Origin of the sequence: Mesorhizobium sp. ESP-6-4, assembly GCF_020164735.1 — a bacterium.
In the GTDB taxonomy this organism is placed as follows: domain Bacteria; phylum Pseudomonadota; class Alphaproteobacteria; order Rhizobiales; family Rhizobiaceae; genus Mesorhizobium.
The window spans coordinates 54,384-78,845 of the sequence record NZ_JAIUGS010000023.1; the positions used below are offsets into that span (position 1 = coordinate 54,384).

At 64.1% G+C, this 24,462-nt stretch carries 25 protein-coding genes; 11 read left to right on the forward strand and 14 right to left on the reverse strand.

The features are described 5' to 3' along the window. Window positions 1-6: 6 nt before the first annotated feature. The 3 genes from ffh to LB523_RS26470 all read right to left on the reverse strand — a co-directional run bounded on the left by ffh (window position 7) and on the right by LB523_RS26470 (window position 3,970). Window positions 7-1,587 carry a signal recognition particle protein gene (gene ffh, locus LB523_RS26460; protein ID WP_140634947.1) on the reverse strand — a complete coding sequence of 527 codons (1,581 nt, stop codon included), beginning with the start codon at window positions 1,585-1,587 and terminating at the stop codon, window positions 7-9. A 339-nt stretch (window positions 1,588-1,926) separates the two neighbouring features. Then, window positions 1,927-2,877, reverse strand: coding sequence for a CPBP family intramembrane glutamic endopeptidase (locus LB523_RS26465; protein WP_224608559.1), 951 nt, complete (start codon window positions 2,875-2,877; stop codon window positions 1,927-1,929). 487 nt (window positions 2,878-3,364) lie between these two features. Further along, window positions 3,365-3,970: a DUF1236 domain-containing protein gene (locus tag LB523_RS26470; RefSeq protein WP_095770009.1), complete on the reverse strand. Its 606-nt coding sequence runs from the start codon at window positions 3,968-3,970 to the stop codon at window positions 3,365-3,367. Window positions 3,971-4,321: 351 nt separating this feature from the next. On the opposite strand from LB523_RS26470, the gene LB523_RS26475 reads away from it, so the two are divergent. Beyond that, window positions 4,322-5,125 (forward strand): lytic transglycosylase domain-containing protein, encoded by an 804-nt coding sequence (locus LB523_RS26475; RefSeq protein WP_224608562.1) that lies wholly within the window; start codon window positions 4,322-4,324, stop codon window positions 5,123-5,125. Window positions 5,126-5,384: 259 nt separating this feature from the next. Then, window positions 5,385-5,672 carry a GIY-YIG nuclease family protein gene (locus LB523_RS26480; protein WP_224608565.1) on the forward strand — a complete coding sequence of 96 codons (288 nt, stop codon included), beginning with the start codon at window positions 5,385-5,387 and terminating at the stop codon, window positions 5,670-5,672. A 164-nt stretch (window positions 5,673-5,836) separates the two neighbouring features. Here the strand turns inward: LB523_RS26480 and LB523_RS26485 are convergent, their stop codons facing one another. Next, on the reverse strand, window positions 5,837-7,057 hold the full coding sequence (locus tag LB523_RS26485; RefSeq protein ID WP_224608568.1) for an argininosuccinate synthase: 1,221 nt from the start codon (window positions 7,055-7,057) through the stop codon (window positions 5,837-5,839). Window positions 7,058-7,218: 161 nt separating this feature from the next. Here LB523_RS26485 and LB523_RS26490 point away from each other — a divergent pair, with 161 nt between their 5' ends. Beyond that, entirely contained in the window at window positions 7,219-7,860 is a 642-nt protein-coding gene (locus LB523_RS26490) for a LysE family translocator (RefSeq protein WP_095770006.1), read from the forward strand. A 118-nt stretch (window positions 7,861-7,978) separates the two neighbouring features. Continuing rightward, a complete protein-coding gene (locus tag LB523_RS26495) occupies window positions 7,979-8,632 on the forward strand; it encodes an outer membrane protein (protein WP_224608571.1) in 654 nt (217 codons plus the stop codon). On the opposite strand, the gene LB523_RS26500 is transcribed toward LB523_RS26495, so the two are convergent. The 3 genes from LB523_RS26500 to rlmN all read right to left on the reverse strand — a co-directional run bounded on the left by LB523_RS26500 (window position 8,629) and on the right by rlmN (window position 11,077). Then, the gene (locus LB523_RS26500; RefSeq protein ID WP_224608573.1) at window positions 8,629-9,312 is read right to left on the reverse strand and encodes a GNAT family N-acetyltransferase; all 684 of its coding nucleotides are present in this window, start codon (window positions 9,310-9,312) and stop codon (window positions 8,629-8,631) included. The two genes, LB523_RS26495 and LB523_RS26500, sit on opposite strands and share 4 nt — an antisense overlap. 68 nt (window positions 9,313-9,380) lie before the next feature. Next, window positions 9,381-9,848, reverse strand: coding sequence for a hypothetical protein (locus tag LB523_RS26505; protein WP_224608576.1), 468 nt, complete (start codon window positions 9,846-9,848; stop codon window positions 9,381-9,383). Continuing rightward, on the reverse strand, window positions 9,845-11,077 hold the full coding sequence (gene rlmN / locus LB523_RS26510; protein WP_224608580.1) for a 23S rRNA (adenine(2503)-C(2))-methyltransferase RlmN: 1,233 nt from the start codon (window positions 11,075-11,077) through the stop codon (window positions 9,845-9,847). The genes LB523_RS26505 and rlmN overlap by 4 nt, the downstream gene beginning before the upstream one ends. Before the next feature lie 366 nt (window positions 11,078-11,443). Here rlmN and LB523_RS26515 point away from each other — a divergent pair, with 366 nt between their 5' ends. Further along, complete coding sequence (locus LB523_RS26515) at window positions 11,444-11,743, forward strand: hypothetical protein (RefSeq protein WP_095820318.1); 300 nt, start codon at window positions 11,444-11,446, stop codon at window positions 11,741-11,743. A 179-nt stretch (window positions 11,744-11,922) separates the two neighbouring features. Continuing rightward, window positions 11,923-13,272 (forward strand): chloride channel protein, encoded by a 1,350-nt coding sequence (locus tag LB523_RS26520; RefSeq protein WP_224608584.1) that lies wholly within the window; start codon window positions 11,923-11,925, stop codon window positions 13,270-13,272. Window positions 13,273-13,339: 67 nt separating this feature from the next. Here the strand turns inward: LB523_RS26520 and LB523_RS26525 are convergent, their stop codons facing one another. From LB523_RS26525 to LB523_RS26535, 3 genes are all read right to left on the reverse strand, one after another. Next, window positions 13,340-13,843, reverse strand: a complete 504-nt coding sequence (locus LB523_RS26525) for an invasion associated locus B family protein (RefSeq protein WP_095769999.1) — start codon at window positions 13,841-13,843, stop codon at window positions 13,340-13,342. A 257-nt stretch (window positions 13,844-14,100) separates the two neighbouring features. Continuing rightward, window positions 14,101-14,463, reverse strand: coding sequence for a YkvA family protein (locus LB523_RS26530; protein ID WP_224608587.1), 363 nt, complete (start codon window positions 14,461-14,463; stop codon window positions 14,101-14,103). Window positions 14,464-14,835: 372 nt separating this feature from the next. Beyond that, window positions 14,836-15,129: a 4a-hydroxytetrahydrobiopterin dehydratase gene (locus LB523_RS26535; RefSeq protein WP_095769998.1), complete on the reverse strand. Its 294-nt coding sequence runs from the start codon at window positions 15,127-15,129 to the stop codon at window positions 14,836-14,838. Between the two features lie 49 nt (window positions 15,130-15,178). On the opposite strand from LB523_RS26535, the gene LB523_RS26540 reads away from it, so the two are divergent. Further along, the gene (locus tag LB523_RS26540) at window positions 15,179-15,694 is read left to right on the forward strand and encodes a low molecular weight protein-tyrosine-phosphatase (RefSeq protein ID WP_224549610.1); all 516 of its coding nucleotides are present in this window, start codon (window positions 15,179-15,181) and stop codon (window positions 15,692-15,694) included. Here LB523_RS26540 and thpR read toward each other — a convergent pair. After that, complete coding sequence (gene thpR, locus LB523_RS26545) at window positions 15,601-16,194, reverse strand: RNA 2',3'-cyclic phosphodiesterase (RefSeq protein ID WP_095769997.1); 594 nt, start codon at window positions 16,192-16,194, stop codon at window positions 15,601-15,603. The genes LB523_RS26540 and thpR overlap by 94 nt on opposite strands. Window positions 16,195-16,312: 118 nt before the next feature. After that, window positions 16,313-16,957, reverse strand: a complete 645-nt coding sequence (locus LB523_RS26550) for an arylesterase (RefSeq protein ID WP_224608590.1) — start codon at window positions 16,955-16,957, stop codon at window positions 16,313-16,315. An 82-nt stretch (window positions 16,958-17,039) separates the two neighbouring features. On the opposite strand from LB523_RS26550, the gene LB523_RS26555 reads away from it, so the two are divergent. The 4 genes from LB523_RS26555 (at window position 17,040) to LB523_RS26570 (ending at window position 21,979) form a co-directional block, all read left to right on the forward strand. Further along, complete coding sequence (locus LB523_RS26555) at window positions 17,040-17,735, forward strand: ABC transporter ATP-binding protein (protein ID WP_095769995.1); 696 nt, start codon at window positions 17,040-17,042, stop codon at window positions 17,733-17,735. Window positions 17,736-17,739: 4 nt separating this feature from the next. Next, a complete protein-coding gene (locus LB523_RS26560; RefSeq protein ID WP_224608593.1) occupies window positions 17,740-20,295 on the forward strand; it encodes an ABC transporter permease in 2,556 nt (851 codons plus the stop codon). Window positions 20,296-20,540: 245 nt separating this feature from the next. Next, entirely contained in the window at window positions 20,541-21,281 is a 741-nt protein-coding gene (locus tag LB523_RS26565; RefSeq protein ID WP_095769993.1) for a Bax inhibitor-1/YccA family protein, read from the forward strand. A gap of 116 nt (window positions 21,282-21,397) precedes the next feature. Beyond that, complete coding sequence (locus LB523_RS26570) at window positions 21,398-21,979, forward strand: GNAT family N-acetyltransferase (protein ID WP_224608596.1); 582 nt, start codon at window positions 21,398-21,400, stop codon at window positions 21,977-21,979. A gap of 99 nt (window positions 21,980-22,078) precedes the next feature. On the opposite strand, the gene LB523_RS26575 is transcribed toward LB523_RS26570, so the two are convergent. Both LB523_RS26575 and LB523_RS26580 read right to left on the reverse strand, forming a co-directional pair. Further along, window positions 22,079-22,465: a DUF2794 domain-containing protein gene (locus LB523_RS26575; RefSeq protein WP_224608598.1), complete on the reverse strand. Its 387-nt coding sequence runs from the start codon at window positions 22,463-22,465 to the stop codon at window positions 22,079-22,081. 808 nt (window positions 22,466-23,273) lie between these two features. Next, window positions 23,274-24,062, reverse strand: a complete 789-nt coding sequence (locus LB523_RS26580; protein WP_224608601.1) for a DUF1223 domain-containing protein — start codon at window positions 24,060-24,062, stop codon at window positions 23,274-23,276. Between the last annotated feature and the right edge of the window lie 400 nt (window positions 24,063-24,462).

Consider the following 24,462-nt stretch of genomic DNA (forward strand, 5'->3'; position numbering starts at 1 on the left):
GCCCCTTCACTTCTTCTTGCCCAAACCGGGCAGCCCGCCGCCGCCCAGGCCCGGCAGACCCGGAAGCTTCATGCCGCCGGGCAGACCCGGCAGTCCGCCGCCACCGGGAAGACCGCCCGGCAGGCCCTTGCCGAGGCCGGCGGCCTGCGCCTGCTTCTGCAGGGCTTCGAGCTGCTTGGGATCCATCTTGGAAAGATCGGGCATGCCGCCGCCGGGCATCATGCCGCCCAGCCCCATTTTCGAGGCGAGACCGCCCATCATGCCGCGCATGAGGCCGCCGCCTTTGCCCTTGCCGCCCATCGCCTTCATCATGTCGGCCATGCCGCGATGCATCTTCAAGAGCTTGTTGATCTCGGCCGCGTCGGTGCCGGAACCGGCGGCGATGCGCTTCTTGCGCGAGTGCTTGAGGATATCGGGGTTGGCGCGCTCGGCCTTGGTCATCGAGGAGATGATGGCGAGCTGGCGGCCGAACATCTTGTCGTCGAGGCCGGCGGCGGCCAGTTGGTCCTTCATCTTGCCCATGCCGGGCATCATGCCCATGATGCCGCCCATGCCGCCCATCTTCGACATCTGCTGAAGCTGCTGGGCAAGGTCGTTCAGGTCGAACTTGCCCGACTGCATCTTTTTCGCCATCGCCGCCGCCTGCTCGGCGTCGATGGTTTCGGCGGCCTTCTCGACGAGCGAGACAATGTCGCCCATGCCGAGGATGCGGTCGGCGATGCGCTTGGGGTGGAATTCCTCCAGCCCGTCCATCTTTTCGCCGGTGCCGATGAGCTTGATCGGCTTGCCGGTGACGGCGCGCATCGAAAGCGCGGCACCGCCGCGGCCGTCGCCGTCCATGCGGGTCAGCACAAGGCCGGTGATGCCGACGCGTTCGTCGAAGCTTTTCGCCAGATTGACGGCGTCCTGGCCGGTCAGCGAGTCGGCGACCAGCAGGATCTCGTGCGGGCTCGACACCTTCTTGATGTCGGCCATCTCGACCATCAGCGGCTCGTCGATATGGGTGCGGCCGGCGGTGTCGAGGATGACGACGTCATGGCCGCCGAGCCGGGCGGCCTGCACGGCGCGCTTGGCGATATCGACCGGGCTCTGGCCGGCGATGATCGGCAGCGTCGCGACCTTGGTCTGCTCGCCGAGCTGGCGCAGCTGCTCCTGCGCGGCGGGCCGCCGCGTGTCGAGCGAGGCCATCAGGACCTTCTTGTTCTGCCGTTCGGTCAGTCGCTTGGCGATCTTGGCCGAGGTCGTCGTCTTGCCGGAACCCTGCAGGCCGACCATCATGACGACCACGGGCGCCGGCGCGTTGAGGTCGACGGCTACGCCCTCGGCGCCGAGCATCTCGACCAGCTCGTCATGGACGATCTTGACGACCATCTGTCCGGGCTTGATCGATTTCAGCACCGCGGCGCCGACCGCCTTCTCGCGCACCTTGTCGGTGAAGGAGCGAACCACTTCCAGCGCGACATCGGCCTCGAGCAGCGCACGGCGCACCTCGCGCAAAGCCGCCGAGACATCCGCCTCGGACAGCGCGCCGCGACCAGTCAGGCCGTTCAGGATGGAGCCAAGACGCTCCTGGAGGGATTCAAACATCTGCGGTCCTTGATCTCGGTGGGTTCGACCGAGAGGTAGTGCGTTCGCGCCGGGTCGCCAAGCAAAAGCGCAAAGCCAAAAAGCACCCGGGGGCGCATCGCGCTGCCGGGTGTTGGCCTCCAGGATCTCTTTACAGCACCCGCCTCGAAGAGGTTTCGGCGTCCTGGTCGGCTTTCGCGAAAGAAAACTCGTCGCGGAATTCAGCGGCTCTAGACAGGAAATCGGCCGCGGAGTCAAGGCCAACGCATGTCGCGCAAAAGAGCGCAGGGGTTTTGCGGCAACGACATGCGTCAAGAAACTATGCTGGAATCCCGGCCAAAACGCCGCCATTTGGGTGTCTCATAGCGGACTTTGCCGGGTCGCCCCGACTCTAAGCGGCGAGCGCCGGTGCAAAAGCAGCAGCATCGTCAGAAGTGTGCTGACGACGCCGATCGCGGCGATGAGAACGGCGTCCAGATTGGTCCAGCCGGGGCCTTCGAGAGGCTTGGCATTGAGCAGCGCGAAGGAATTGTAGGCCTCCTGGTGCGAGATCAGCAGGAAGCCGGTCAGGTTGTTGCCGAGATGGGCGCCGAAGCCGGCGCCGAGATTGCCGGTGACATAGACCAGGAGCGTGAGCAGCAGGGCGAATGTGCCGATCGAGATGAAGACACTGGCATTGATGGCCAGCGTCGAGGCCGTATTCCAGTGCAGCGACGTGAACAGCAGGCCCGGCAGCACCGCCCAGACCAGAGGACTGCTGAAGCGACGAGCGAGGGCGCGCAGCAGATAGCCGCGAAACAGCATTTCCTCCGACGAGGTCTGCAGGAAGGCGAGCAGCGCGATCGGCGTCAGGAAAAGCAGCCAGGACGACAGGGTGATCGGTCCGCGCGCGATCTCCGGCTGCAGCCAATAGAGCAGCACCTCGGAGAACAGCGAGGTGATCAGCACCGCGACCAGGCCCTTCAAAAAATCGCCGCCAGCGATGCAGCGGGTGACGCCAAAGAGAGCCGACAGCGGCTCGCCGTGCACCAATCGCATCGTCACCCACAGGCCGATCCAGATGCCGGCAAAGGAGCTCAGCGCGCTGAGGATGCCGACGGGCGATGCCAGGAAGTCCTGCATGTACTGCCCGGTCGAGGGGCCGGGCAGGCGCCAGACGATGTAGACATAGGTGCCGGCAAACAGCACGACGGCCGTCGCCGCCATCCAGAAGGCAATGACGATTGCCGTGCCGAAGAACAGCCGCAGCAAATTGGTCTTTTCGTTCGGCGAGCGGCGATAGCGCTCGAAGGCGGCATTTTCGATCGTCACGCGGCTCCCCTGCCGAAGGCTTTCGGCTGTATTGTGTAGGAGGTCGGTGGTTACCGCGCGATTACCCTGCTTTGAGCCGGGACTGACTGGATCGCGTTGAGGGCACGAACATCAAATTCGTACCACGGAACACTAACGCGCGATCACGACGGTAGGAGATTAGCTGGAACGCCCATCTCGTCGTCATCCACGGGCGGAGCAAGGAGCGAAGCGACGCGGCGCAGACCCGAGGATCCATTCCGTTACTTCCGAGCGTTGCCACAGTGCAGAATTCTGCCCCGCTGCGCTCTTCGGCCGGGTCACGGAATGGATCCTCGGGTCTACGCGTCCGCTTCGCTTCCGCTCCGCCCGTGGATGACGAAGTTCGGACGCTTCGGCCAATCCCAAACGTGTGCATTGAACGCAGGCAAGCCGGCTGAGCCGTCAGCACGGAAAAGAAACGGCCGCCATCGCCGGCGGCCGCTCGTCTGACGACGATCAAGCCTGATCAGCGCATCACATAGACGATGCGCCGCGTGCCGGGGTCGACCAGCGCCGGCTGGTTGTTCACATAGACATAGCGATACCGGTAATCGGGGATCTCGCGCAGCTCGACCGTGTCGGGCAGCGTGGCTCCGGTTACCACCTCGCCCTCGAGATAGACCGGATCGACCCGGTGCGTGGTGACATAGGTGCCGACCTCGGCCGGCGGTCTGCCGATCGATTCGATGGCGTCGTCGCCGGGAACGATGGCGCCGGTGTAGCTGTCCGTGGTGTAGATGTTATCGGTCGGCGGCGACACGACGGCGATGCCGGCATTGGCCGGCCGGCGTGTCAGCACGACGCGGCTGCCGCCGAAATCACCTGTCACATAGTCGGAATAGACCCAGCCATTGCCGCCCGCTTCGGCGATCGTGCACCATTTGCTGTTCGCGATGCAGCCGGTGAGCGTTGCCGACTGGCCGGCGGCCAGCACGCCAATCACGGGATATTGCGGGCCGGGGCCGGCGCGCACATTGAGATCGGCCACCGCCGAGACGGCAGTGTCGGCCAAGGCCGTGCCCGACATGGCGAACAGCGCGCCGGCAAGCGCCGGAAACAGTACGCGTTTCATGGTTTCACTCCGTTTTTCCACGCTCCCTCGCGGTCGGAAACGAAACCAAAGCTTATGCGTTCCGGCTAAAGCGCCTTTCGGCCGCTCACGAATTGTTCCATGATTTCTCGGGTTTCCGGTCAAAAGGGCGTGAGCTCTTTAGCCGTGGCACGTCCCGCCGGACCGGCGCCAATGATCACGACATCAACGTCTTTCATGAGGCAGGCCCGCCACACCTGATAGCCGATCGCAGGCTATTGCCCTTCTTTCGCCAGTGTCAGGTTTTACGTCCCCCGCGAGGACGGTGACAACCGGGCGTTTCGCTGGCAAATTCGCAATCGGGACGTGATTCAAGGCAACCAGGAGAAGGACATGGCATTTTTTGCCAAAAGAAGAATTTTCGCGGCCGCCGCGGCGGTGGTGGCGATGCTGGGGCTGGCGACAGGCGCCGAAGCCGCGGCCAGCTGCGGCAAGAACGGCGCCGGATTCGACGCCTGGAAGCAGGACTTTGCCGCCGAGGCCAAGGCCAACGGCGTCGGCCAAAGGGGGCTTTCGGCGCTGGAGGGGGCGACCTACGCGACAAGGACGATTTCGGCCGATCGCGCCATCCACAAGGCTTTCAGCGGCTCGGTGGAGGCTTTCATGAAACGCCGCGGGGCGTCCGCGATCATCTCGAGAGGCCGCGCGCTGAAGAAGGCCAACGCGGCGATGTTCGCCGATATCGAGCGGACCTATGGCGTGCCGCCGGGCGTGCTGCTCGCCATCTGGGGCATGGAAACCGGCTTCGGCGCCTCGATGGGCAATCAGAACACGGTGTCGGCCATCCTGACGCTCGCCTATGACTGCCGCCGCCCGGACTACTTCACCCCGCACGCCATCGCGGCGCTGAAGCTGGTCGATCGCGGCGCGCTGAGCGCCTCCTCGGTCGGCGCCATGCATGGCGAGATCGGCCACACCCAGTTCCTGCCCGGAAACGTGCTGAAATATGGCGTCGGCAGCGGCAACCTGCGCGACCGCAATACGGCGCTGGCTTCTACCGCCAACTATCTCAAGGCGCATGGCTGGCAGGCCGGCGCGAGCTACGAGGCCAATATGGGCGCGATCGCGGGCTGGAACTCGGCCAGCGTCTACCAGCAGGCCATCGCCCGTATCGCCGAGGCGATTGACGCCAACTGATCGAGGTCGTCATTCCACGGAAAAGCTCGGCCAAGCGCCGGGCTTTTTTGTTTGTGGAGATTGGCAAAAGCCGGGAAAGTGGGGATCACTTCCCTCGGGGCGCCTTGGGGCCTCGCGGAGCGACCTGTGCTTCGTCATTCTAGGGCGGAGCAAGGAGCGAAGCGACGCGCGCAGACCCTAGAATCCATGCCATGGCATTGGCCGTAGAATGCTGCGGTCCAGAATAGGCGCCGATGGCTGCGCCAGCTAGGATCGCCAGATGACCGGCTATGTCTACATGACTGCTAGCCAGAAAGGGGGCACGATCTATATCGGTGTCACCAATGACCTTGCCCGCCGCATACCCGAGCACAAGAATGGCCAAGGTTCCAGCTTCGCCAGCCGTTGCGGTGTGCAGCGTCTCGTCTGGTACGAGGAATATTTCGACATCGCTGATGCCATCCAGCGTGAGACGTCACTGAAACGCTGGCCACAGCGATGGAAGATTGAACTGATCGAGAAGACCAATCCGGAATGGTTCGAGCTGTTTCGCGGAATTGGTTGGTGAGCGTTCTGCACCGTGGCGGCGCTCAGGCGTCACGGCATGGATTCTAGGGTCTTCGCGCGTCGCTTCGCTCCTTGCTCCGCCCTAGAATGACGAAGGACAGATTGACGGGACAGCACGCTCCTCTGCCCCACAGGACATCTCACCCGTAGGGGAGATCCGCAATTTCAGCGACGGTTCCTTGCCGCGAGCGTCCTGAGGCGCAGCCCGTTCAACCGGATGAAGCCCTCGGCGTCCTTCTGGTCGTAGGCGCCGCGGTCGTCCTCGAAGGTGACCAGCGCATCCGAGTAGAGCGTTTTCTTCGACTTGCGGCCGGTGACGATGACATTGCCCTTGTAGAGCTTCAGCCGCACCGTGCCTTCGACGTCTTCCTGGCTCTTGTCGATCATCGCCTGCAGCATCACGCGCTCGGGCGAGAACCAGAAGCCGTTATAGATGAGCTCGGCGTAGCGCGGCATGAGCTCGTCCTTGAGGTGCGCGGCGCCGCGGTCGAGCGTGATCGATTCGATCGCGCGGTGGGCGGCGATCAGGATGGTGCCGCCGGGCGTCTCGTAGACGCCGCGCGACTTCATGCCGACGAAGCGGTTCTCGACCAGGTCGAGGCGGCCGATGCCGTTGTCGCGGCCGAGGTCGTTGAGCGCCGCCAGCATTGTGGCCGGCGACAGCTTCTTGCCGTTGAGCGCGACAGGATCGCCCTTGAGGAACTCGATCTCGATCTCGGTGACGACATCGGGCGCATCCATCGGCGAGACGGTGCGCTGATGCACGAATTCCGGCGGCTCGCTCCACGGATCCTCCAGCACCTTGCCCTCGGATGAGGAGTGCAGGAGGTTGGCGTCGACCGAGAACGGGGCGTCGCCGCGCTTGTCCTTCGGCACCGGGATCTGATGCTGCTCGGCGAAGTTGAGAAGGTCGGTGCGCGACTTGAACGACCAGTCGCGCCACGGCGCAATGACCTTGATGTCCGGATTCAGCGCATAGGCGGATAATTCGAAGCGGACCTGGTCGTTGCCCTTGCCGGTGGCGCCATGGGCAATGGCGTCGGCGCCGGTTTCCCTGGCGATCTCGACCAGGTGCTTGGAGATCAGCGGCCGGGCGATCGAGGTGCCGAGCAGGTAGGTGCCTTCATAGACGGCGTTGGCGCGGAACATCGGGAAGACGAAGTCGGCGACGAATTCCTCGCGCACGTCGACAATGCGGATGTCCTTGATGCCCATCATCTCGGCCTTGCGGCGCGCCGGCTCGAGCTCACCACCCTGGCCGAGATCGGCGGTGAAGGTGACGACTTCGGCGCCGAGTTCGGTCTGCAGCCATTTCAGGATGATGGAGGTGTCGAGGCCGCCGGAATAGGCGAGCACGACTTTCTTGACGTTCTTGGTCTTGGACATTTTTGGCGGTTCCGCGGGAAAATAGCTTCGCGGGCGAGGTATCACGGCCTTTCCGGGCGGCGCAAGAGACGAAGGTGAGCAGGAGAACCCCATCGCCGCGGCTGGCGCGACTGGGGCAGCCGCGTTATAAACTCGCAAACCATCACGAAACCGGGCCTTCCATGTCCTTCATTCCCGACACTTCGACGCTCATCCAGTTCGCCATCGCCACCATCATCCTGGCGATCACGCCTGGGCCGGACATGACGCTGTTCGTGTCGCGCACGCTGAGCCAGGGCCGCGCCACCGGCTTCGCCTCCATGGCCGGCGCGCTCTGCGGCACACTGATCCACACCACGCTGGTGGTGGTAGGCATCTCCGCGCTGATCGTCGCTTCGCCGATGGCCTTTTTCGTCTTGAAGATTTTTGGCGCCGGCTATCTGGTGTTCCTGGCTTTTCAAGCGGTGACGAAAGGCTCGGCCTTTTCGCCGGAGAAGAGGACGGGACCGCAGGTTTCGCTGTTCCGCAGCTGGGCGGCCGGGCTCGGCGTCAACCTGCTCAACCCGAAGATCATCCTGTTCTTCATGACTTTCCTGCCGCAATTCGTCTCCGCGCACGATCCGAACGCGTCCGGAAAACTGTTCTTCCTCGGCGTGATGTTCATCGTGCTGTCGATCCCGGTGACGGCGCCGATGGTGCTGGCGGCGGAGAAATTTTCGGCGGCGATGAAGGCGAGCCCGCGGGTGACGCGCGTGGTCGACTATCTGTTCGGCGGCGTGTTCTCGGCCTTCGCGCTCAAGATCCTGACCGCGCAGGCGAAGTAGGGCGTTAGCCATCGCGTAAAATTCGCCGGCGCTGTTGCATTGCTGCTCTTGCCCCCAGGATTCTGCCCACCTAGAAGATTCGCTAGGGCATATTGGGGGACTAATGAAGAGCTTACTCTTGGCATCCGTTGCCGTGATCGGGCTGGTCTGCGAGGCCAGCGCGCAGGAGGCGACCTATAACTGGTCGGGATCTTATGTCGGCGTGGAGGGCGGCTATGCCCACTCCTCCGTCGATTTCGATGCCGACACGACAAACTTCGGCGGCAGCCATCAAAAGGATGGTTATCTCGGCGGCATCTATGCCGGGCACGATTGGCAGAGCGGGAACTTCGTTTACGGCGTCGCCGGCGATTTCGATTTCGTCGGCATGCACGACACAAAATTCGGCCACCTAGACCTTCTCGGCAAGGGCGAAGCCTATACTTACGACGTCGACTGGGTCGCGACGGCGAGGCTGAGAGCCGGTTACACGCCGACCGACCAACTCCTTGCCTATGTCACCGGTGGCGTGGCTGCCGGGCATTTTCGGGCAACTTCCTATGACCGTTCCATTTTTGCGCCAGTCGGGTCAACTGCGGATTTTTCAGGCGTGAAGGTGGGCGGCGTGATCGGCTTGGGCGCGGAGTATGCACTCGCGCCGAACTGGTCCTTGAAAGGGGAATACCTCCACTACGCATTCGACAAGATCGAACCTGGGCCGGGCGGCACGGCTGGCGCGAGCTTCCGACCGTCCCTCGATACAGTAAAATTCGGCGTAGCGTACCGTTTTTAGGGCAGTTTTTGGGTCGGGAGACCAGGGCCGGCGAAGGGTCGAACCATGCCGGCCGCCACCAAGGCGCGAACGCGTTCGTCATATTCTTCCAATGTCAGCGCGTAGAGCATCTGGTCGAGGCGCTTGCCGGTCCGGCCATCTATGCGATGAGCCCGCAACGTGCCTTCCAGCCGCAGTCCGAAACGTTCGCACACGGCGATAGCCGCGGCGTTACGCGCCAGCGGCTGAAAGGTCACCTTCTCGAGCTTTCGCTCGCGAAAGAAATGCCTGAGCAGAACGGCAGATGCCTCAAAGGCAACATTCCTACCCCGGTTCTCCGGATCGCCGATAATCAAGTGCAACGAGCCGAGCCGGTGCCGGAGATCGACCTCCATGACGGCCAGGCCGAGCGGCTGGCCGTCTGGCAGACCGAGGATCGTCATGAGATTGCGCTTCAGATTATCGAAGCTGGCGACATAGGCCCGGAAGGCATCGAGGCCCATCGCTTTTTGCGGCGCGTTCAATCCTTCCATGACGGCGGGATCGGCTAGCCAAGCTTCGATCTCGGGTGTCACATCCGCCGGCCTGAGCGTGCGGATTCGGATCTTGTCGCTCCAGCGGTCGACAAAGACGGGTCTCAATCCCTGTGCTGCAAGGGGCGTGACGAGGGGCTTGGCGCCCGGTTGCGGCATCTTCGGCATGGTCCAGTGATGCGGGAGCATCGAACCGGGGTCAAGCCGGAGTTTGGCTCAGTTGATCCGGGAGCAGCCTACCGCTCCAGGTCGAGCAGCGCCTCGCGCCGCCAGCTTCCGGCCCAGCGGCCGGCGGAGAGCCAATAGAAGATGCCGCCGACCATGCCGGCGCCGATCACGGCCAGCCGGGCATTGGTTTCGGTGACATCGAAATCGGCGTCGCCCACATTGTGCACGAAGCGGAGGAAAACGAGTGCGATGACGGCGCCGCCCAGCGCGTAAAACAGCCAGTCGCGCCGGCCGAGCACTTCGGCGGTCAAAATGACGACCGCCGCCGGCATGAAGGCGAAATAGGCGACGAACAGCGCCACGAAAGGCACCGAGAAATAGAGCGAGGCGGTCGCCGTCGGCTCCGGATCGGCCGGGGTGTAGCCCAGATGCGCCAGGACCAGGATGTTGAGGAAGGCGCTCGCCGCCAGCGAGCCGACGACATAGCCGATCAGGATGACGGCGAAGCGAATGAGGTAGGCGATGATGCGCCTCACGCCTCGCCGTGTCCCGCGATCATCATGGCTTCGAGCGCCAGCCGGTCAACCTTGCGCATGCGCTCCGACTCCGACTTCAGCTGGCCGCAGGCGGCGAGGATATCGCGGCCGCGCGGGGTGCGGATCGGCGAAGCATAGCCGGCATTGTTTATATAGTCGGCAAACTTTTCGATCGTTTCCCAGTCCGAGCACTGGTAGTTGGTGCCCGGCCACGGGTTGAACGGGATCAGGTTGATCTTGGCCGGAATGCCTTTGAGCAGCTTGACCAGCGCCTTGGCGTCGTCGAGGGAATCGTTGACATCCTTCAGCATCACATATTCGAAGGTGATGCGCTTGGCATTGGAGAGGCCGGGATAAGCCTTGCAGGCGGCGATCAGTTCCTTCAGCGGGAACTTCTTGTTGATCGGCACCAGCAGGTCGCGCAGTTCGTCATTGGTGGCGTGCAGCGAGATCGCCAACATCACGCCGATCTCCTCGCCAGTGCGGAAGATTTCCGGCACCACGCCGGAGGTCGAAAGCGTGATCCGCCGCTTCGACAGCGACAGCCCGTCGCCGTCGGAGGCGATCAGCAGCGCCTTCTTCACCGCCTCGAAATTATAGAGCGGCTCGCCCATGCCCATCATGACGATGTTGGATACCTTGCGGCCCTCGGCCGGCACAATGGCGCCGTCCGGCGTGTCGCGGTCGGGGAAATCGCCGAGGCGGTCGCGCGCGGTGAGCAGCTGCGCCAGGATCTCCTCGGCGGTGAGGTTGCGCACCAGCTTCTGCGTGCCGGTGTGGCAGAAGGAGCAGGTCAGGGTGCAGCCGACCTGCGAGGAAATGCAGAGCGTGCCGCGGCCTTCCTCGGGAATATAGACGGTCTCGATCTCGACCGGACGGCCGGCGCCGCGCGGCGGAAAGCGGAACAGCCATTTGCGCGTGCCGTCGGCAGAGATCTGCTCCTCGACGATCTCGGGCCGGGCGACGGTGAAATGCTTGTCGAGCTCGGCGCGCAGGTCCTTGGAGATGTTGAACATATGGGCGAAGTCGGAGACGCCGCGCACATACATCCAGTGCCAGAGCTGCTGCGCGCGCATCTTGGCTTGGCGCTCCGGCACGATGCCGGCGCCGACAAGCGCCTCGCCGAGCTCGGCACGGGTCAGGCCGATCAGCGACGGCTTCTCGGCCGGTGCTGCGCGGCGCAAGGCGTCACGTGCGCCTTCGGCGGTAAGATCAAGCGAAATGGTCATGGTGGCGCCAATATAAGCGATTTGCGGCCGATTTCAGCACCGGCCGCACAGGAAACGCGGCGCATAGCACAGCCCGGCGCCGGAGTCATGCGCCCCGCTTTCCTTCTCCCCTTGTGGGAGAAGGTGGCCGAGCGAAGCTCGGTCGGATGAGGGTGCTCCAGCGGAGTGAGGCGTTGGTGTTCACTGGAACACCCCTCATCCGTCTCGGCGCTGCGCGCCGATCCACCTTCTCCCACAGGGGGAGAAGGCCGCGACTGGCGATGGCCCTTGAAAACAGATCACATCTTCGTGTTGGCGTAACCAATCGAAACGCATCCGCGAACCTGAAAGGGGCGACCATGCCCCTCAACAATGGGAGTTGTTCAAATGCACTCGATCAAGTTCGCACTCATTGCCGGCCTCGCCGGTCTTTGCGCCTCGCAGGCCCTTGCCGAGGACACGATGGGCGCCATGACGATGATGAAGGGCGGACAGGTCACCGCGATCATGCCGGACGGCCACATGGGCACCATGATGCCGGACGCCAAGATGAGCGCCGAAATGATGAAGATGGCCAAGCCGATCAAGCATTGCATGATGATGATCACCGACGCCAAGGGCAAGGCCTACATGATCGACACGTCGACCAAGAAGGCTCAGGCCGAATGTGAAAAAATGGCGATGTGACCTCGCCGGTCCTGCCTGCCGACCTCCCCGCCGGCCGGTGTGCCGGCGGGTTATCCGCCATCCGGCAACGTCCCCTTGAGCACTGCTCCTCGACCTGACTGACATGGCGTCGGGCTCGCCCTCCCGGGTTGATCGACCCGGCGAGTGTGCTAGGGCGGGTAACCATCACGAGGACGGTCATGGCCGGCATATCCCGAAAATACCGCATGCTGCGGCGTTCCCACGCCATGTGGATGTCGCGGCGCGTCTGGCAACCGCGTCTCGTCTTCTGGGCCGGCGCCATATCGATCGGCCTGATCAGCGTCCTGTTCGCCCTGCTCGCCGACCGCGCGCAGGCCCTGTTCCATCTCATGACGGGCAATGACGGCGGCTGGCGCTTCTATCTGCCGCTCGTCGTGACGCCGCTCGGTTTCGTCCTTTGCGCTTGGCTTGCGCATTCCTTCTTTCCGGGCTCGCAAGGCAGCGGCATTCCGCAGGCGATCGCGGCGCGGCATCTGCGCGACGAGGAAGACCGCAGCCGGATCCTGTCGCTGAGGCTGGTGGTGGGCAAGATCGCGCTGACCATCGTCGGCCTCGCCTGTGGCGCCTCGATCGGGCGCGAGGGCCCGACAGTACAGGTCGGCGCTTCGCTGATGCTGCAGGCGGCGCGCTGGGGCGGCATGGCGCAGGCGCGCGGCCTGATCCTGGCGGGCTCCGCCGCCGGCATCGCCGCCGCCTTCAACACGCCGCTTGCCGGCATCGTCTTCGCCATCGAGGAAATGGGCCGGGCCTACGAGGCGCGCACCAACGGGCTGGTGCTGACGGCGGTGATCCTGGCCGGCCTCGCCTCGCTCGGGCTGCTCGGCAACTACACCTATTTCGGCGTCGCCAGGGACACGGTCGCCTTCGCCACGGACTGGCCGCTGGTGCTCGCCTGCGGCGTCATCGGCGGCGGTGTCGGCGCGCTGTTCTCGCTCTCGGCGCTGAAGGTCATGCGCCGCATCCGGCGCTGGAACACGCTGCAGCCGCTGCCGCGCACGCTGGTCGTGGCGGCTGTCTGCGGCCTGGCCGTCGCCGCGATCGGCATCGCCTCCGGAGGATCGACCTTCGGCACCGGTTATATGCAGGCGCGCGGCGCGATCGAAGGCACGCCGCTGCCGGCCTTCTTCTTCGTCGAGAAATTCGCAGCCGGCCTCTTGTCGATGGTGTCGGGCATTCCCGGCGGCCTCTTCGCGCCGTCGCTGGCGGTGGGCGCGGGGCTGGGCAGCACGCTCGGCCTGGTCTTCGGCACGGCCACCGGCACGGCGGCGCTGCTCGGCATGGCCGGCTATTTCGCCGGCGTCGTGCAGGCGCCGATGACGGCCTTCGTCATCATTCTCGAGATGACCGGCAACCACGACAATGTGATCGCGCTGATGTGCGCGTCGATGCTGGGCTACGGCACGGCGAGGCTGATCTCCAACGAACCTCTCTACCACGCGCTGTCGCGCGTCTTCATTGCCGAGGCGATCCGACGGCGCAGGGCGCAGCCAGAGCCGGCGCAGGGCTGAGCGCCATCACAAACAAAAGGCCGGGCATGATGTCCGGCCTTGCGTCAGGTTCGAATGCGGTTCCCGCCTATTTGCACTTGGCGATCGAGGCCAGCGCGGCCGAGATGCCTTTCAGCGAGAAGACGTAGGAAGTTGGATTGCCGCGGCCGGACTTGGCCTGCACCTTCATGTCGGAACCGGTCTTCATGGCGGCGATCAGCACCGGCTCTTCCGCCGCGTTCTCGACCCAGGCCGACTTGCCGCGGGTGAACATCGAGAAGCTCTTCTTGTCGATGGTGACGGTGGCCTTCGAGCCTTCCTGGAAGTTGTAGCCGGCGATGAACTGCGGCTCGTAGGAGACTTGCTGTCCGGGCCGCTGGCTGACGAAGAAGAACATGTCGCCATGATCGAGCGACGGCGGCTGCTTGTCGGTGGGCACGGTCAGCACGTAGCAGACCTTGCCGGCGGCCGACTGATAGCTGTAGGTGCCCCAGGCGTTGTGCTGGCCGATCTTGGTCGCCTGCTGCGCCAACGCCGGCGCCGCCGAGGCCGCCAAGACCAGGCTGGAAACTATAGCAATCAATCCGCGCATCGTTCTTCCCGTATTCCAAATGGTGCGGAGGCGGGCCGCGTGGCGTCCTGCCGTCGCTTCATTTTGATTTAATCAGGGTTACCAAACGGTGAATCGTCCTTGAAGAAAAGGAACCCACCCCAGGAAACCGCCACCATCCGCGCCGCCACTGTGGATTGATGCCGGCGCGACGTCCCGGCGCGGAGTTGGATGCCACGAAAACGGCAAGAGTTTGTCTTTTCGTCCGCGCCGATTTGCGGGCCTGAAGGCAGCCGGGATCAGCTCTTGTCCGCCAGCGCGTCTTTGGCGGCCTGCCTGTGGGCAGGCGTGATATGCGCGCTGACGGCGGTGATCGCCGCGGTCAGCACGGCAAGGTCGTCGGTGAAGCCGAGGCCGACGACGAAATCGGGAATGAAATCGAACGGCAGGACGAAATAGCCGAGCGCGCCGAGCAGGGTGGCCTTGGCGCGCAACGGCGTGTCCCTGTCCATGGCGCAATAATAGGCGGCGACAACCTCGTCCATGAACGGAATCTGCCGCGCCGCCTTCTTGGCGGTGCGCCAGAATTTTTCGCGGACCTCGCCTTCGCCGGCGAGCTTGTCGCCGAAGCCGAAGAAATCGAAACCGGTACCTTGCGCCATCAATCGCTCCTTGGCGGCCGCGTGCATCGTTGCGGGCGGCTCGCCGCGGGAAAATGTGGTGAAAGCGGGAGGCGGCTACAAGAGTTTAGGGGTGCGTCGATCTAAAATCGAACTCGCAACAATAACAAGCATGGCAATCGCCTCAGTACGATAGTTGGCCAAGGCATCCCTCCGATCGTCATCCACGGGCGGAGCAAGGAGCGAAGCGACGCGCGCAGACCCGAGGATCCATTCCGTGACATACGAGCGCTGCTCACGGTGCAAAATGCTGCCCCGCTGCAATTCTCGGCAAAGGTCACGGAATGGATTCCAGGGTCTGCGCGCGTCGCTTCGCTCCTTGCTCCGCCCTGGAATGACGAAGTCCGCTCGCTCTCAGCCGAAATACACGTTCATCCGCTTGGCGAGCTCGATATCCAGCGCCGTGACGCCGCCTGCGTCATGCGTGTTCAGCGTCACGTCGACGGTCTTGTAGACATTCGACCAGTCCGGGTGATGGTCCATCTTTTCGGCCGCCAGCGCCACGCGCGTCATGAAGGCGAAGGCCTCGGAGAAATTCTTGAAGACGAAGCTGCGCTTGATGGAGGCGCCGTCGGCGGCGAGCGACCAGCCGTCAAGTTCCGCAAGCGCGGCGACGATCGCTTCCTTGTTGAGTTTTTCCCTGTTCATGTCCGGTCCCTGTGCTATTCGCAGATGATCCAACCATAGCGCCGGATCGATGAGCGCAAAGCCCATAAAATCCATTCTGTTCGTCTGCCTTGGCAACATCTGCCGCTCGCCGCTGGCCGAGGGCGTGTTCCGGGCCGTCCTGACCGAGCAAGGCAAAGACCAGGGTCTGGTGATCGATTCGGCCGGGACGGGCGGCTGGCATGCCGGCCAGGAGCCGGACCGGCGCTCGATCGCGGTGGCGGCAAGGCACGGCGTCGACATTTCAGGGCAGCGGGCGCGCAAGGTGCTGCCGGAGGATTTTTCGCGGTACGACCTGATCCTCGGCATGGACCGGGCGAATGTGCGCGACCTCAAGGCGCTGGCGCCGCAGGCCGCGCACGACCGCATCCATCTCTATCTGGATTTTGCCACGGGAAAGGCCGTGGACGTTCCCGATCCCTATTACGACGGCGCCGAGGCCTTCGCCTCGGTCTACCGCATGATCCGCGAGGCGTCGGATGCGCTGGCGAAGCGGCTTGGGGCCAGCGCTTCGCCGACCAGCGGCCAGGCTTCCTCGACGATGTAGGGACCGCCGCCGACCGAATCGCGCGACGACATCAGGACGAAGCGGCCGACGCGGAAGGGCAATGCCGCGAAATTGCCGCGCGCCGAAAGATATTGCGCGACATCGAGCGGGCTCCCATTGCGCAGGCGCGCCAGCGTCACATGCGGCGAAAACTTGCGTGGGTCGGCCGGCAGGCCGAGCCGCTGGCAGATGCGGTCGATCTCGCCCTGCAGCGCCGTCAGGTCGGGCGAGGCCGACACGCCGGCCCACACCGCATGCGGCTTCTTGCCGCCGAAGGCGCCGACCCCGGAGAGCGTCATCTGGAAAGAGGGGCGGTCGACCCTGTCGAGGGCGTTGGCGATTTCGTCGGCGACATGGCCCTCGACATCACCGATGAAACGCAGCGTCAGATGGTAGTTTTCGACATCGATCCAGCGCGCTCCGGGCAGCCCGCCGCGGAGCAGGGACAAAGAGAGTGCGGCATCACGCGGAATTTCGAGGGCGGTGAAAAGACGTGGCATGTAAAGCCTCCTGTCCTCGAATCGAAACTCTCGTTCCTAGCGAATCATCGATATTGGCGCGGGGCAAGCGGTTTGTTGTCCACAAAGTTTCCCCAGCGGAAAGCGTGGCATTACGGACTCATGACTTCCCTCCATTGTCGGCGATCGCCTTTTCGACCACGGGCAGGATGCGCTCGACCATGACGTCGACACCCCGGGGATTGGGATGCAGGCCGTCTTCGAGCTGGCAGTCGGGATGGCCGACGACGCCGTCGAGAAAGAACGGATAGAGCGGAACGCGGTATTTTTCGGCAAGCCGCGGATAGATGGCATCGAAGGCCTTCTGGTAATCGGCGCCGAGATTGGGCGCGGCGCGCATGCCGGCCAGAAGCACCGGAATGTTGCGTTGCTTCAGCTTGCCGAGCATGGCGTCGAGGTTCTTCTCGGCGATCTTGGGCGAAAGGCCGCGCAGCATGTCGTTGGCGCCAAGCTCGAGGATCACCAGCCTTGTGCCGTCCGGCACCGACCAGTCGAGCCGCGCCAGCCCGCCGCTCGATGTGTCGCCCGACACGCCGGCATTGGCGACGGCGACATCGAGGCCCTTCGCCTTCAGAGCCGCTTGCAGCCTGTCGGTGAAACCCTGGCCCGGTCCAAGGCTGTAGCCAGCCATCAGGCTGTCGCCGAAGCCGACTATGGTGAAGGTTGCGGCGCGCGCCGGCGAGATGGCGGCGCAAAGGCCGAGGAAAAGGAGGAGGGCTGCGGCAAAACGGTGTTTGAAAGCCATGCGGCGAGCCCCATATGACCGGAACAATCCAAGGGAGGAGACAGCGGCCGTCTCCTTTTTTCACATATAGGGCGCTTTCATTGTGACAGAAGCCGTCATTGCGCTGAGGGACATATCGCTGACGCTCGGCGAGGGCGCGTCCTCCGTCCATGTGCTGAAAGATGTGAGCCTCGACGTGGCGGCCGGCGAAGCCACCGGCATTGTCGGTCCGTCGGGCTCCGGCAAGTCCACGCTGCTGATGGTCCTTGCCGGGCTGGAAAGAGTCGATTCGGGCACCGTCCGGATCGCCGGCGAGCTGATCAATAACAAAAGCGAGGATCAGATTGCTTCGTTTCGGGGGCGAAACATCGGCATCGTGTTCCAATCCTTCCATCTCATCCCCAACATGACGGCGCTGGAAAATGTCGCCGTGCCGCTGGAGCTCGCCGGCCATACCGATCCGTTCGGGGTGGCCGCGCGGGAGCTCGCGGCGGTCGGCCTGAGCGACCGCGTGACGCATTATCCGGGAGAGCTTTCCGGCGGCGAGCAGCAGCGCGTGGCGATCGCGCGGGCGCTGGCGCCGTCGCCGCGCATCCTCATCGCCGACGAGCCGACCGGCAACCTCGACCAGGTGACGGGAAAGCAGATCGCCGATCTCCTGTTCGCCAAGGCGGCGGAGCGCGGCATGACGCTGGTGCTGGTGACGCATGATCCGGCGCTGGCCGGGCGTTGTGCGCGCCAGGTCTCGATGCGTTCGGGGCGGATCGAGGATGCGCCTTTGCTCAAAGTGACGGCATAGAGGCATGGCGGCCGCCCGGCTTCGAACCCTGAAGCTTGCCATCCGCTTCTCGCTGCGCGAGATGCGCGGCGGACTGTCCGGCTTCATGATCTTCCTCGGCTGCATCGCGCTGGGCGTCGCGGCGATCGGCGGCGTCAATTCGGTGGCGCAGGCGATCTCGGCCGGCGTCGCCAATCAGGGCCAGACGCTGCTTGGCGGCGATTTGCGCTTCCAGGTCAACCAGCGCAGCGCTTCCGATGCGGAGCTCGGCTTCATCAAGGGCCTCGGCACTGTCTCGCTCAATTCCGGCATGCGCTCGATGGCGCGGCTGGAGGACGGCTCGGACCAGGCGCTGGTCGAGGCAAAGGCCGTCGACGACGCCTATCCGCTCTTCGGCGCTCTGGAAACGGATCCGGCGCTGCCGAAGGAGCAATTGTTCGGCGAAAGCTCCGGCGTGTTCGGCGCCGCCGCGCCCGACCTGTTGTTCGACCGGCTCAATCTTCACATCGGCGACAGGTTGAAACTCGGCAGCGCCATTTTCGAATTGCGGGCGAGGCTGGTCAGCGAGCCGGATGCGGTGTCGGACGGTTTCGGTTTCGCGCCGCGGCTAATGATTTCGCGCCAGGGCCTTGCCGCATCCGGCCTGGTGCAGCCCGGCAGCCTTGTCGAGAACGCCTATAAGGTGCGCCTGCCCGACGGCACGTCCGAGGCGCGGATCAAGGACATCCAGGCTCAAGCCGCGAAGGATTTCCCGCAGGCCGGCTGGTCGATCCGCACGCGCAGCAACGCCGCCCCCGCGCTCTCCGCCAATATCGAGCGCTTCTCGCAATTCCTGACGCTGGTCGGGCTGACGGCGCTGGTGGTCGGCGGCGTCGGCGTGGCGAACGCCGTGCGCGCCTATCTCGACGGCAAGCGCGGCGTCATCGCCACCTTCAAGAGCCTCGGCGCCTCGGGCGGCTTCGTCTTCACCGTCTATCTGGTGCAGATCCTGTTGATTGCGGGCCTCGGCATCGTGCTCGGGCTTATCGTCGGCGCCGCGATGCCGTTCGTGGCGAGCGCGCTTCTGCAGTCGGTCATCCCGGTGCCGGCGCAAGGCGGCTTCTATCCTGGCGCGCTGGCCCTTGCCGCGCTGTTCGGCCTGCTGGTGACGCTGGCTTTCGCGCTTTTGCCGCTCGGCCGCGCCCGCGACGTGCCGGCAACCGCGCTGTTCCGCGAAATGGGCTTTGAAAGCCGGGGCCTGCCGCGCCTGCCCTATACGGGCGCGGCGCTCGCGATCGTGCTGGCGCTGGCGGCGTTGGCGATCCTTTCGGCCAACGACTACCGCATCGCCTCGATCTTCGTCGGCGCCACGGTCTTCGCCTTCCTGGTGCTGCGGCTGGTGGCCGCGCTGGTGCAGTGGGCGGCAAAAAAGAGCCCGCGTGTGCGCTCCGTCTCGCTGCGGCTGGCGCTCGGCAACATCCACCGTCCCGGAGCGCTGACGCCCTCGGTGGTGCTATCGCTCGGCCTCGGGCTGACGCTTCTCGTCACCCTGGCGCTGATTGACGGGAATCTCAGGCGGCAGATCTCTGGCAGCCTGCCGGAGCGGGCGCCGAACTTCTTCTTCGTCGACATCCAGAACAGCGATGTCGACGCCTTCGCCGGCCTTATCGGCAAGGAGTCGCCGCGGGGAACGCTGGTCAAGGTGCCGATGCTGCGCGGCCGCATCATGGCGCTCAACGGCGTCGACGTCGACAAGGTGAAGATCCCGGCCGACGGCGCCTGGGTGCTGCGCGGTGACCGCGGCCTGACCTATGACGCGAAGCAGCCGGAAAATGCGACGCTGACCGAAGGCGCGTGGTGGCCGCAGGACTATTCCGGCGAGCCGCTGGTGTCGTTCTCGGCCGAAGAGGGCAACGCGATCGGGCTGAAGCTCGGCGACACCGTCACCGTCAATGTGCTTGGACGCAACGTCACCGCGAGGATCGCCAATTTCCGCCAGGTCGAGTGGGAGACGATGGGCATCAACTTCGTCATGGTGTTTTCGCCCAACACCTTCGCCGGGGCGCCGCATGGCTGGCTGGCGACACTGACCGACAAACAAGCCACTGCGGCCGACGATGCAAGGCTGCTCAACGCCGTCACCCGCGCCTTTCCGGCTGTGACGACGGTGCGCGTCAAGGACGCGCTCGACATTGTCAACCGGCTGGTGGCGCAATTGGGCGCCGCGATCCGCGCCGCCGCCGGCGTGGCGCTGATCGCCTCAGTGCTGGTGCTGTCCGGGGCGCTTGCCGCCGGCAACCGGGCGCGCATCCATGACGCTGTGGTGCTGAAGACGCTCGGCGCGACGCGACGAACGCTGATTACCGCCTTCTCGCTGGAATATATGCTGATCGGCTTTGCGACCGCGCTGTTCGCGCTTGCCGCCGGCGGCATCGCCGCCTGGTTCGTGGTCGCGCATATCATGACGCTGCCGTCGCATTTCATACCACAGGTCGCGGTGGCGACGATCCTGGTTTCGCTGGCGGTCACCGTCGGCATCGGCCTTGCCGGGACCTGGCGGGTGCTCGGCCACAAGGCGGCGCCGGTGCTGCGCAACCTCTGACGGGGGGCCGAGAGCCGCCCGCCCGCTTAAACCTTTGTAAGCCCGGTTAAATTTTTGTAAGAAAGACGCCCGGAAGACCCGAAAACCGGCCTTTTGCCTTCTCACGAAGCGTTGCGCCTCGTTACCGTCTTGTTCTTGACGTCGAGAACGCTCATATTTTGCGCAGGCATGCTGGAGCCCCGCCAGCGGCGCCTGGTCTCGAATGACCTGTCACCGGACGGGGCAGAAGCAACAGAGGATTTCCAATGGCTGATCCCATTCGCAACTACCAGACGTCCGCCGCCCCCGGCGTGCGCGTCGATATCGATCAAGGCCTGCGCGCCTATATGATCAAAGTCTACAACCTCATGGGGCTTGGCCTTCTGATCACCGGCCTTGCCGCCTGGGGCGCCTTCCAGCTCGCCATCACCGGCGACGGCCAGCTGACCGCTTTCGGCCAACTGATCTATGCAAGCGCGTTCCGCTGGGTCGTCATCCTGGCGCCGCTCGCCGCCGTGATGTTCCTGTCGTTCCGCATCCAGTCGATGAGCGTGGGCGCGGCGCAGGCCACGTTCTGGGTCTATGCCGGCCTTGTCGGCCTGTCGCTGTCGACGATCTTTCTCGTCTACACCGGCACCAGCATCACCCAGACCTTCTTCGCCACGGCCGCGGCCTTTGGCGGCCTGTCGCTCTACGGCTACACGACCAGGCGCGACCTGTCGGCGTTCGGCTCGTTCCTGATCATGGGCGTGATCGGCTTGCTGATTGCGATGCTGATCAACATCTTCCTGCAGTCGTCGGCGCTCGCTTTCGCCATCTCGGCGATCGGCGTGCTGGTGTTCGCCGGCCTGACCGCCTACGACACGCAGAAGATCAAGGAGATGTATTTCGAAGGTGACGTCGCCGACGTCGCCGGCCGCAAGGCGATCATGGGCGCGCTGCGCCTCTATCTCGACTTCATCAACCTGTTCATGTTCCTGCTGCAGTTCATGGGCGACCGCCGCTAAGGCAGTTGCCCGGTCTCAGTGGACCATAGATTTTGCGAAGGGCGGCCCAACGGCCGCCCTTCCTTTTAATGCAGTCATCTGCTGTTATCGAGGCAGGAACGAGAACTGCACAAATTATGAGCAATACTGCGATCAGGGTCGCTACGGCGGCCGACCTCGACCGAATCACCGAAATCTATGCCGATGCGGTCGCGCACGGCACGGCGAGCTACGAGCTGGAGCCGCCGAGCCGCGCGGAAATGGGCAACCGATTCGACGCCCTAGCGGCGGGCGGCTTTCCTTATCTCGTGGCGGAGAAGGACGGCATCGTGCTCGGCTATGCCTATGCCGGGCCGTTCCGGCCGCGTCCCGCCTACCGATTCGTCATCGAGGATTCGGTCTATGTCGCGCCGGAGGCCAAGGGGCAGGGCGTGGGCTTGCTGCTGATGCGGGCGCTGATTGAGACGGCGCGCGCGGCGGGCTTCCGCCAGATCATTGCGGTGATCGGCGACGGCCATGCAGACAGCGCCTCGGTGCGGCTGCACGAGAAGCTCGGCTTCCGCCATTCCGGGCGCCTGGAAGGATCCGGCTACAAGCACGGACGCTGGCTGGACACGGTGTTCATGCAGCTTGCGCTGAATGGCGGCGCGGAATTGCCGCCGGATCCGGATTCGCTGCCCGAGCGAAGGTTTCGGATTCAAAAGGAATTGAAGAACTGAAGAATTGAGGAACTGAAGAAAAACGACTGCCGCACCGGCCGCCAAGCGCCCTTTTTCCTCAGTTCTTCAATTCTTCAGTTCATCAATTCCCCTTTCCCTTCACGCCTCGACAACCTTCAGCTTGGTATCGAAGACACCAAGCACGCGGCCGAGCTCCTGGCCGCGCTTGAGGATGCGGCCGCCGGCGGCGATGACGGCGAAAGCGCCTTGCCGGCGCGCCAGCCTGGGGTCCTTGACGATCTGGAACAGCGGCACTTCGCTGGCCCGGCGGAAGACGGAAAAGACAGCGCGATCAGTGAGATGATCGATCGCGTAGTCGCGCCATTCATTGGCCGCAACCATGCGTCCGTAAAGCCTCAGGATCTGGTCGAGCTCGCGCCGGTCGAATCGCACCGGCTGGTCGAGGCGGGCGTTGCGCGCCTCGTGCAACGGGATCAATATTCCGGATGCTTCCCCATCCTCCGTCCCGCCGCTGTGATCGGTCATGCCTCGATCCTTCGATTGAATCATGCGCCGGCCAAGGTTCGCGCTTTCATAAGGGAATTGCAAGGGCGCGATGGAATTGTAGCGCCGGCCGAACACGCGCGGGTCGCGCGGTTTCCCAAACGTCCAGTCACGTTTGCGAAACACATGTTGGAATTGGTGATGCTCCGCCACATTCTCGCCACAAATAATCCGCGCTCATGCCCCAATGTCCGACGAATTTACGGTCGTTGCCTGAGACGGTTCGGTCCGGCACCGGCTCGTAAACCCCAAGCCCCCCGCCCACGGGTCAGCGTCGGATCGAACCAACCTCGGTTTTTCCTTGGAAAAATCAGGTGCGACGATCCCAAAACCTGAATGACCGGCGTCAGAAGCAAGCTGACGCCGGTTTTTTATTTTCCTTCTCCCCTTGTCTACAGCATGCACACATTTCCAAGCAGGCTGGTCTTTGGCGATAGTGTGCATTGCAGCTTGGCGCATGCATTGTCCAATCCAATATAGCGCTGGTCGACCCCCACTCCGTCTCGGCTTCGCCGAGCCACCTCTCCCCCGATCGACGGGGAGAGGAAAGGCGCCAAGCTTTTTGCCGTCGACGCTCGTCCGCAAGGCTCCCTTTCTTTCCCTCCGGAGGGGGGAAGGTGGCGCTGCGAAGCAGCGACGGATTGGGGGAACCACCTGGCAATCAAGCCTTCAGCCGATCAATCACGCCGATCAAGGCCATGCCGGCTATCCGAACTCCCAGAGATTGCCTGCCTTGTGGTGAGAAGCGGTCCGCGCTAGCGGACGAAAAGCCAATTGCTAGAAGGGGAAGCTAAAGCCGGTCCGGTTTGCGGATGAAGGCGGCGCCGAGGATCGGCCCCGGCATGCCGTCCTTGCCGACCGACTGCAGCAGCACCGCGCAGCCGCCCTTCTTGGCGATCTCGGTCATCGGCAGTTCGTAACGCTGCGCCTTGCCGTGCCACATGCCGGCGGTCTGGATGTCGGAAACGGCGTTCCAGTAGGTCAGGCTGCGGCCGCTGTTCTCGCCCTGGCCGATCTTCACCGTCTGCGGCGGATCGAAATAGACGATCACAACATGGGCGTCGCTCGGGCCATTGCCGGCGTCGCCCGCGTCGATCATGACGCGGTCGCTGGTTCGGCTCACCTTGATGTCGACCCGCATGCCCTCGCCGGTCCGGTCCATCCGGGCCAAGGCGCCGTCGACATCCTTGCGGCTGGCGCCGTTGACGTGGCTGCGGCCGTTGATGACGGCTTGCGGCGTGTAGACCGAGCGGCTGCCGAAGGCGCGCATATAGTCATATTGGCGCTCGGTGTTTTCCTTGGTGCTCAGCGTGTCCTGCCAGCCGAGATAGTCCCAGTAATTGACGTGGTAGGCGAGCGCGATGATGTCGTCCTTGCCGGCGAGCTCAGCAAAGAACTCGTCGGCCGGCGGACAGGAACTGCAGCCCTGGCTGGTGAACAATTCGATCACGCCCAAGGGCTTGTCGGTCTGAGGCTTGCCGGTCACGGCCTTGGCGGGCTCGGCTGCAAGGGCCGCGCCGCCCAACGCGGTGAGGGCCAGCGCCAGTGCCGCAAGCCGCAATCGTCCTTGAATTGCCATGACTTTCCAATTCCCGCCGGTGACGCCGGCCTTGTTCTGATTGCCAAAATATGTGGCAGAAGCGCCAGTCAACGGGAAGTCACGTTGCGGTGAAATTTTTGATGTTGCGGCAGCAGGTAAGGGCGCAATAGCCGGGGTGATTGCATTTCACGGCGCGGTTCGATTCGGGAGCAGCGTCCTCGCCATGTGGCAAACTCTCCTGACCCCCAGTCGATCTCTATTGCGAGCGGAGGGGGCCTGGACTTTGGGCGGAGCCGGCCAATGCTTCGACCAACCTGACTTTCATTGCCGCGGGACTGCTGGCGGCGACAGCGAGGTTGGGAAGGCAGTAGGCAGTAGGCAGTAGGCAGTAGGCAGTAGGCAGTAGGCAGTAGGCAGTAGGCAGTAGGCAGTAGGCAGT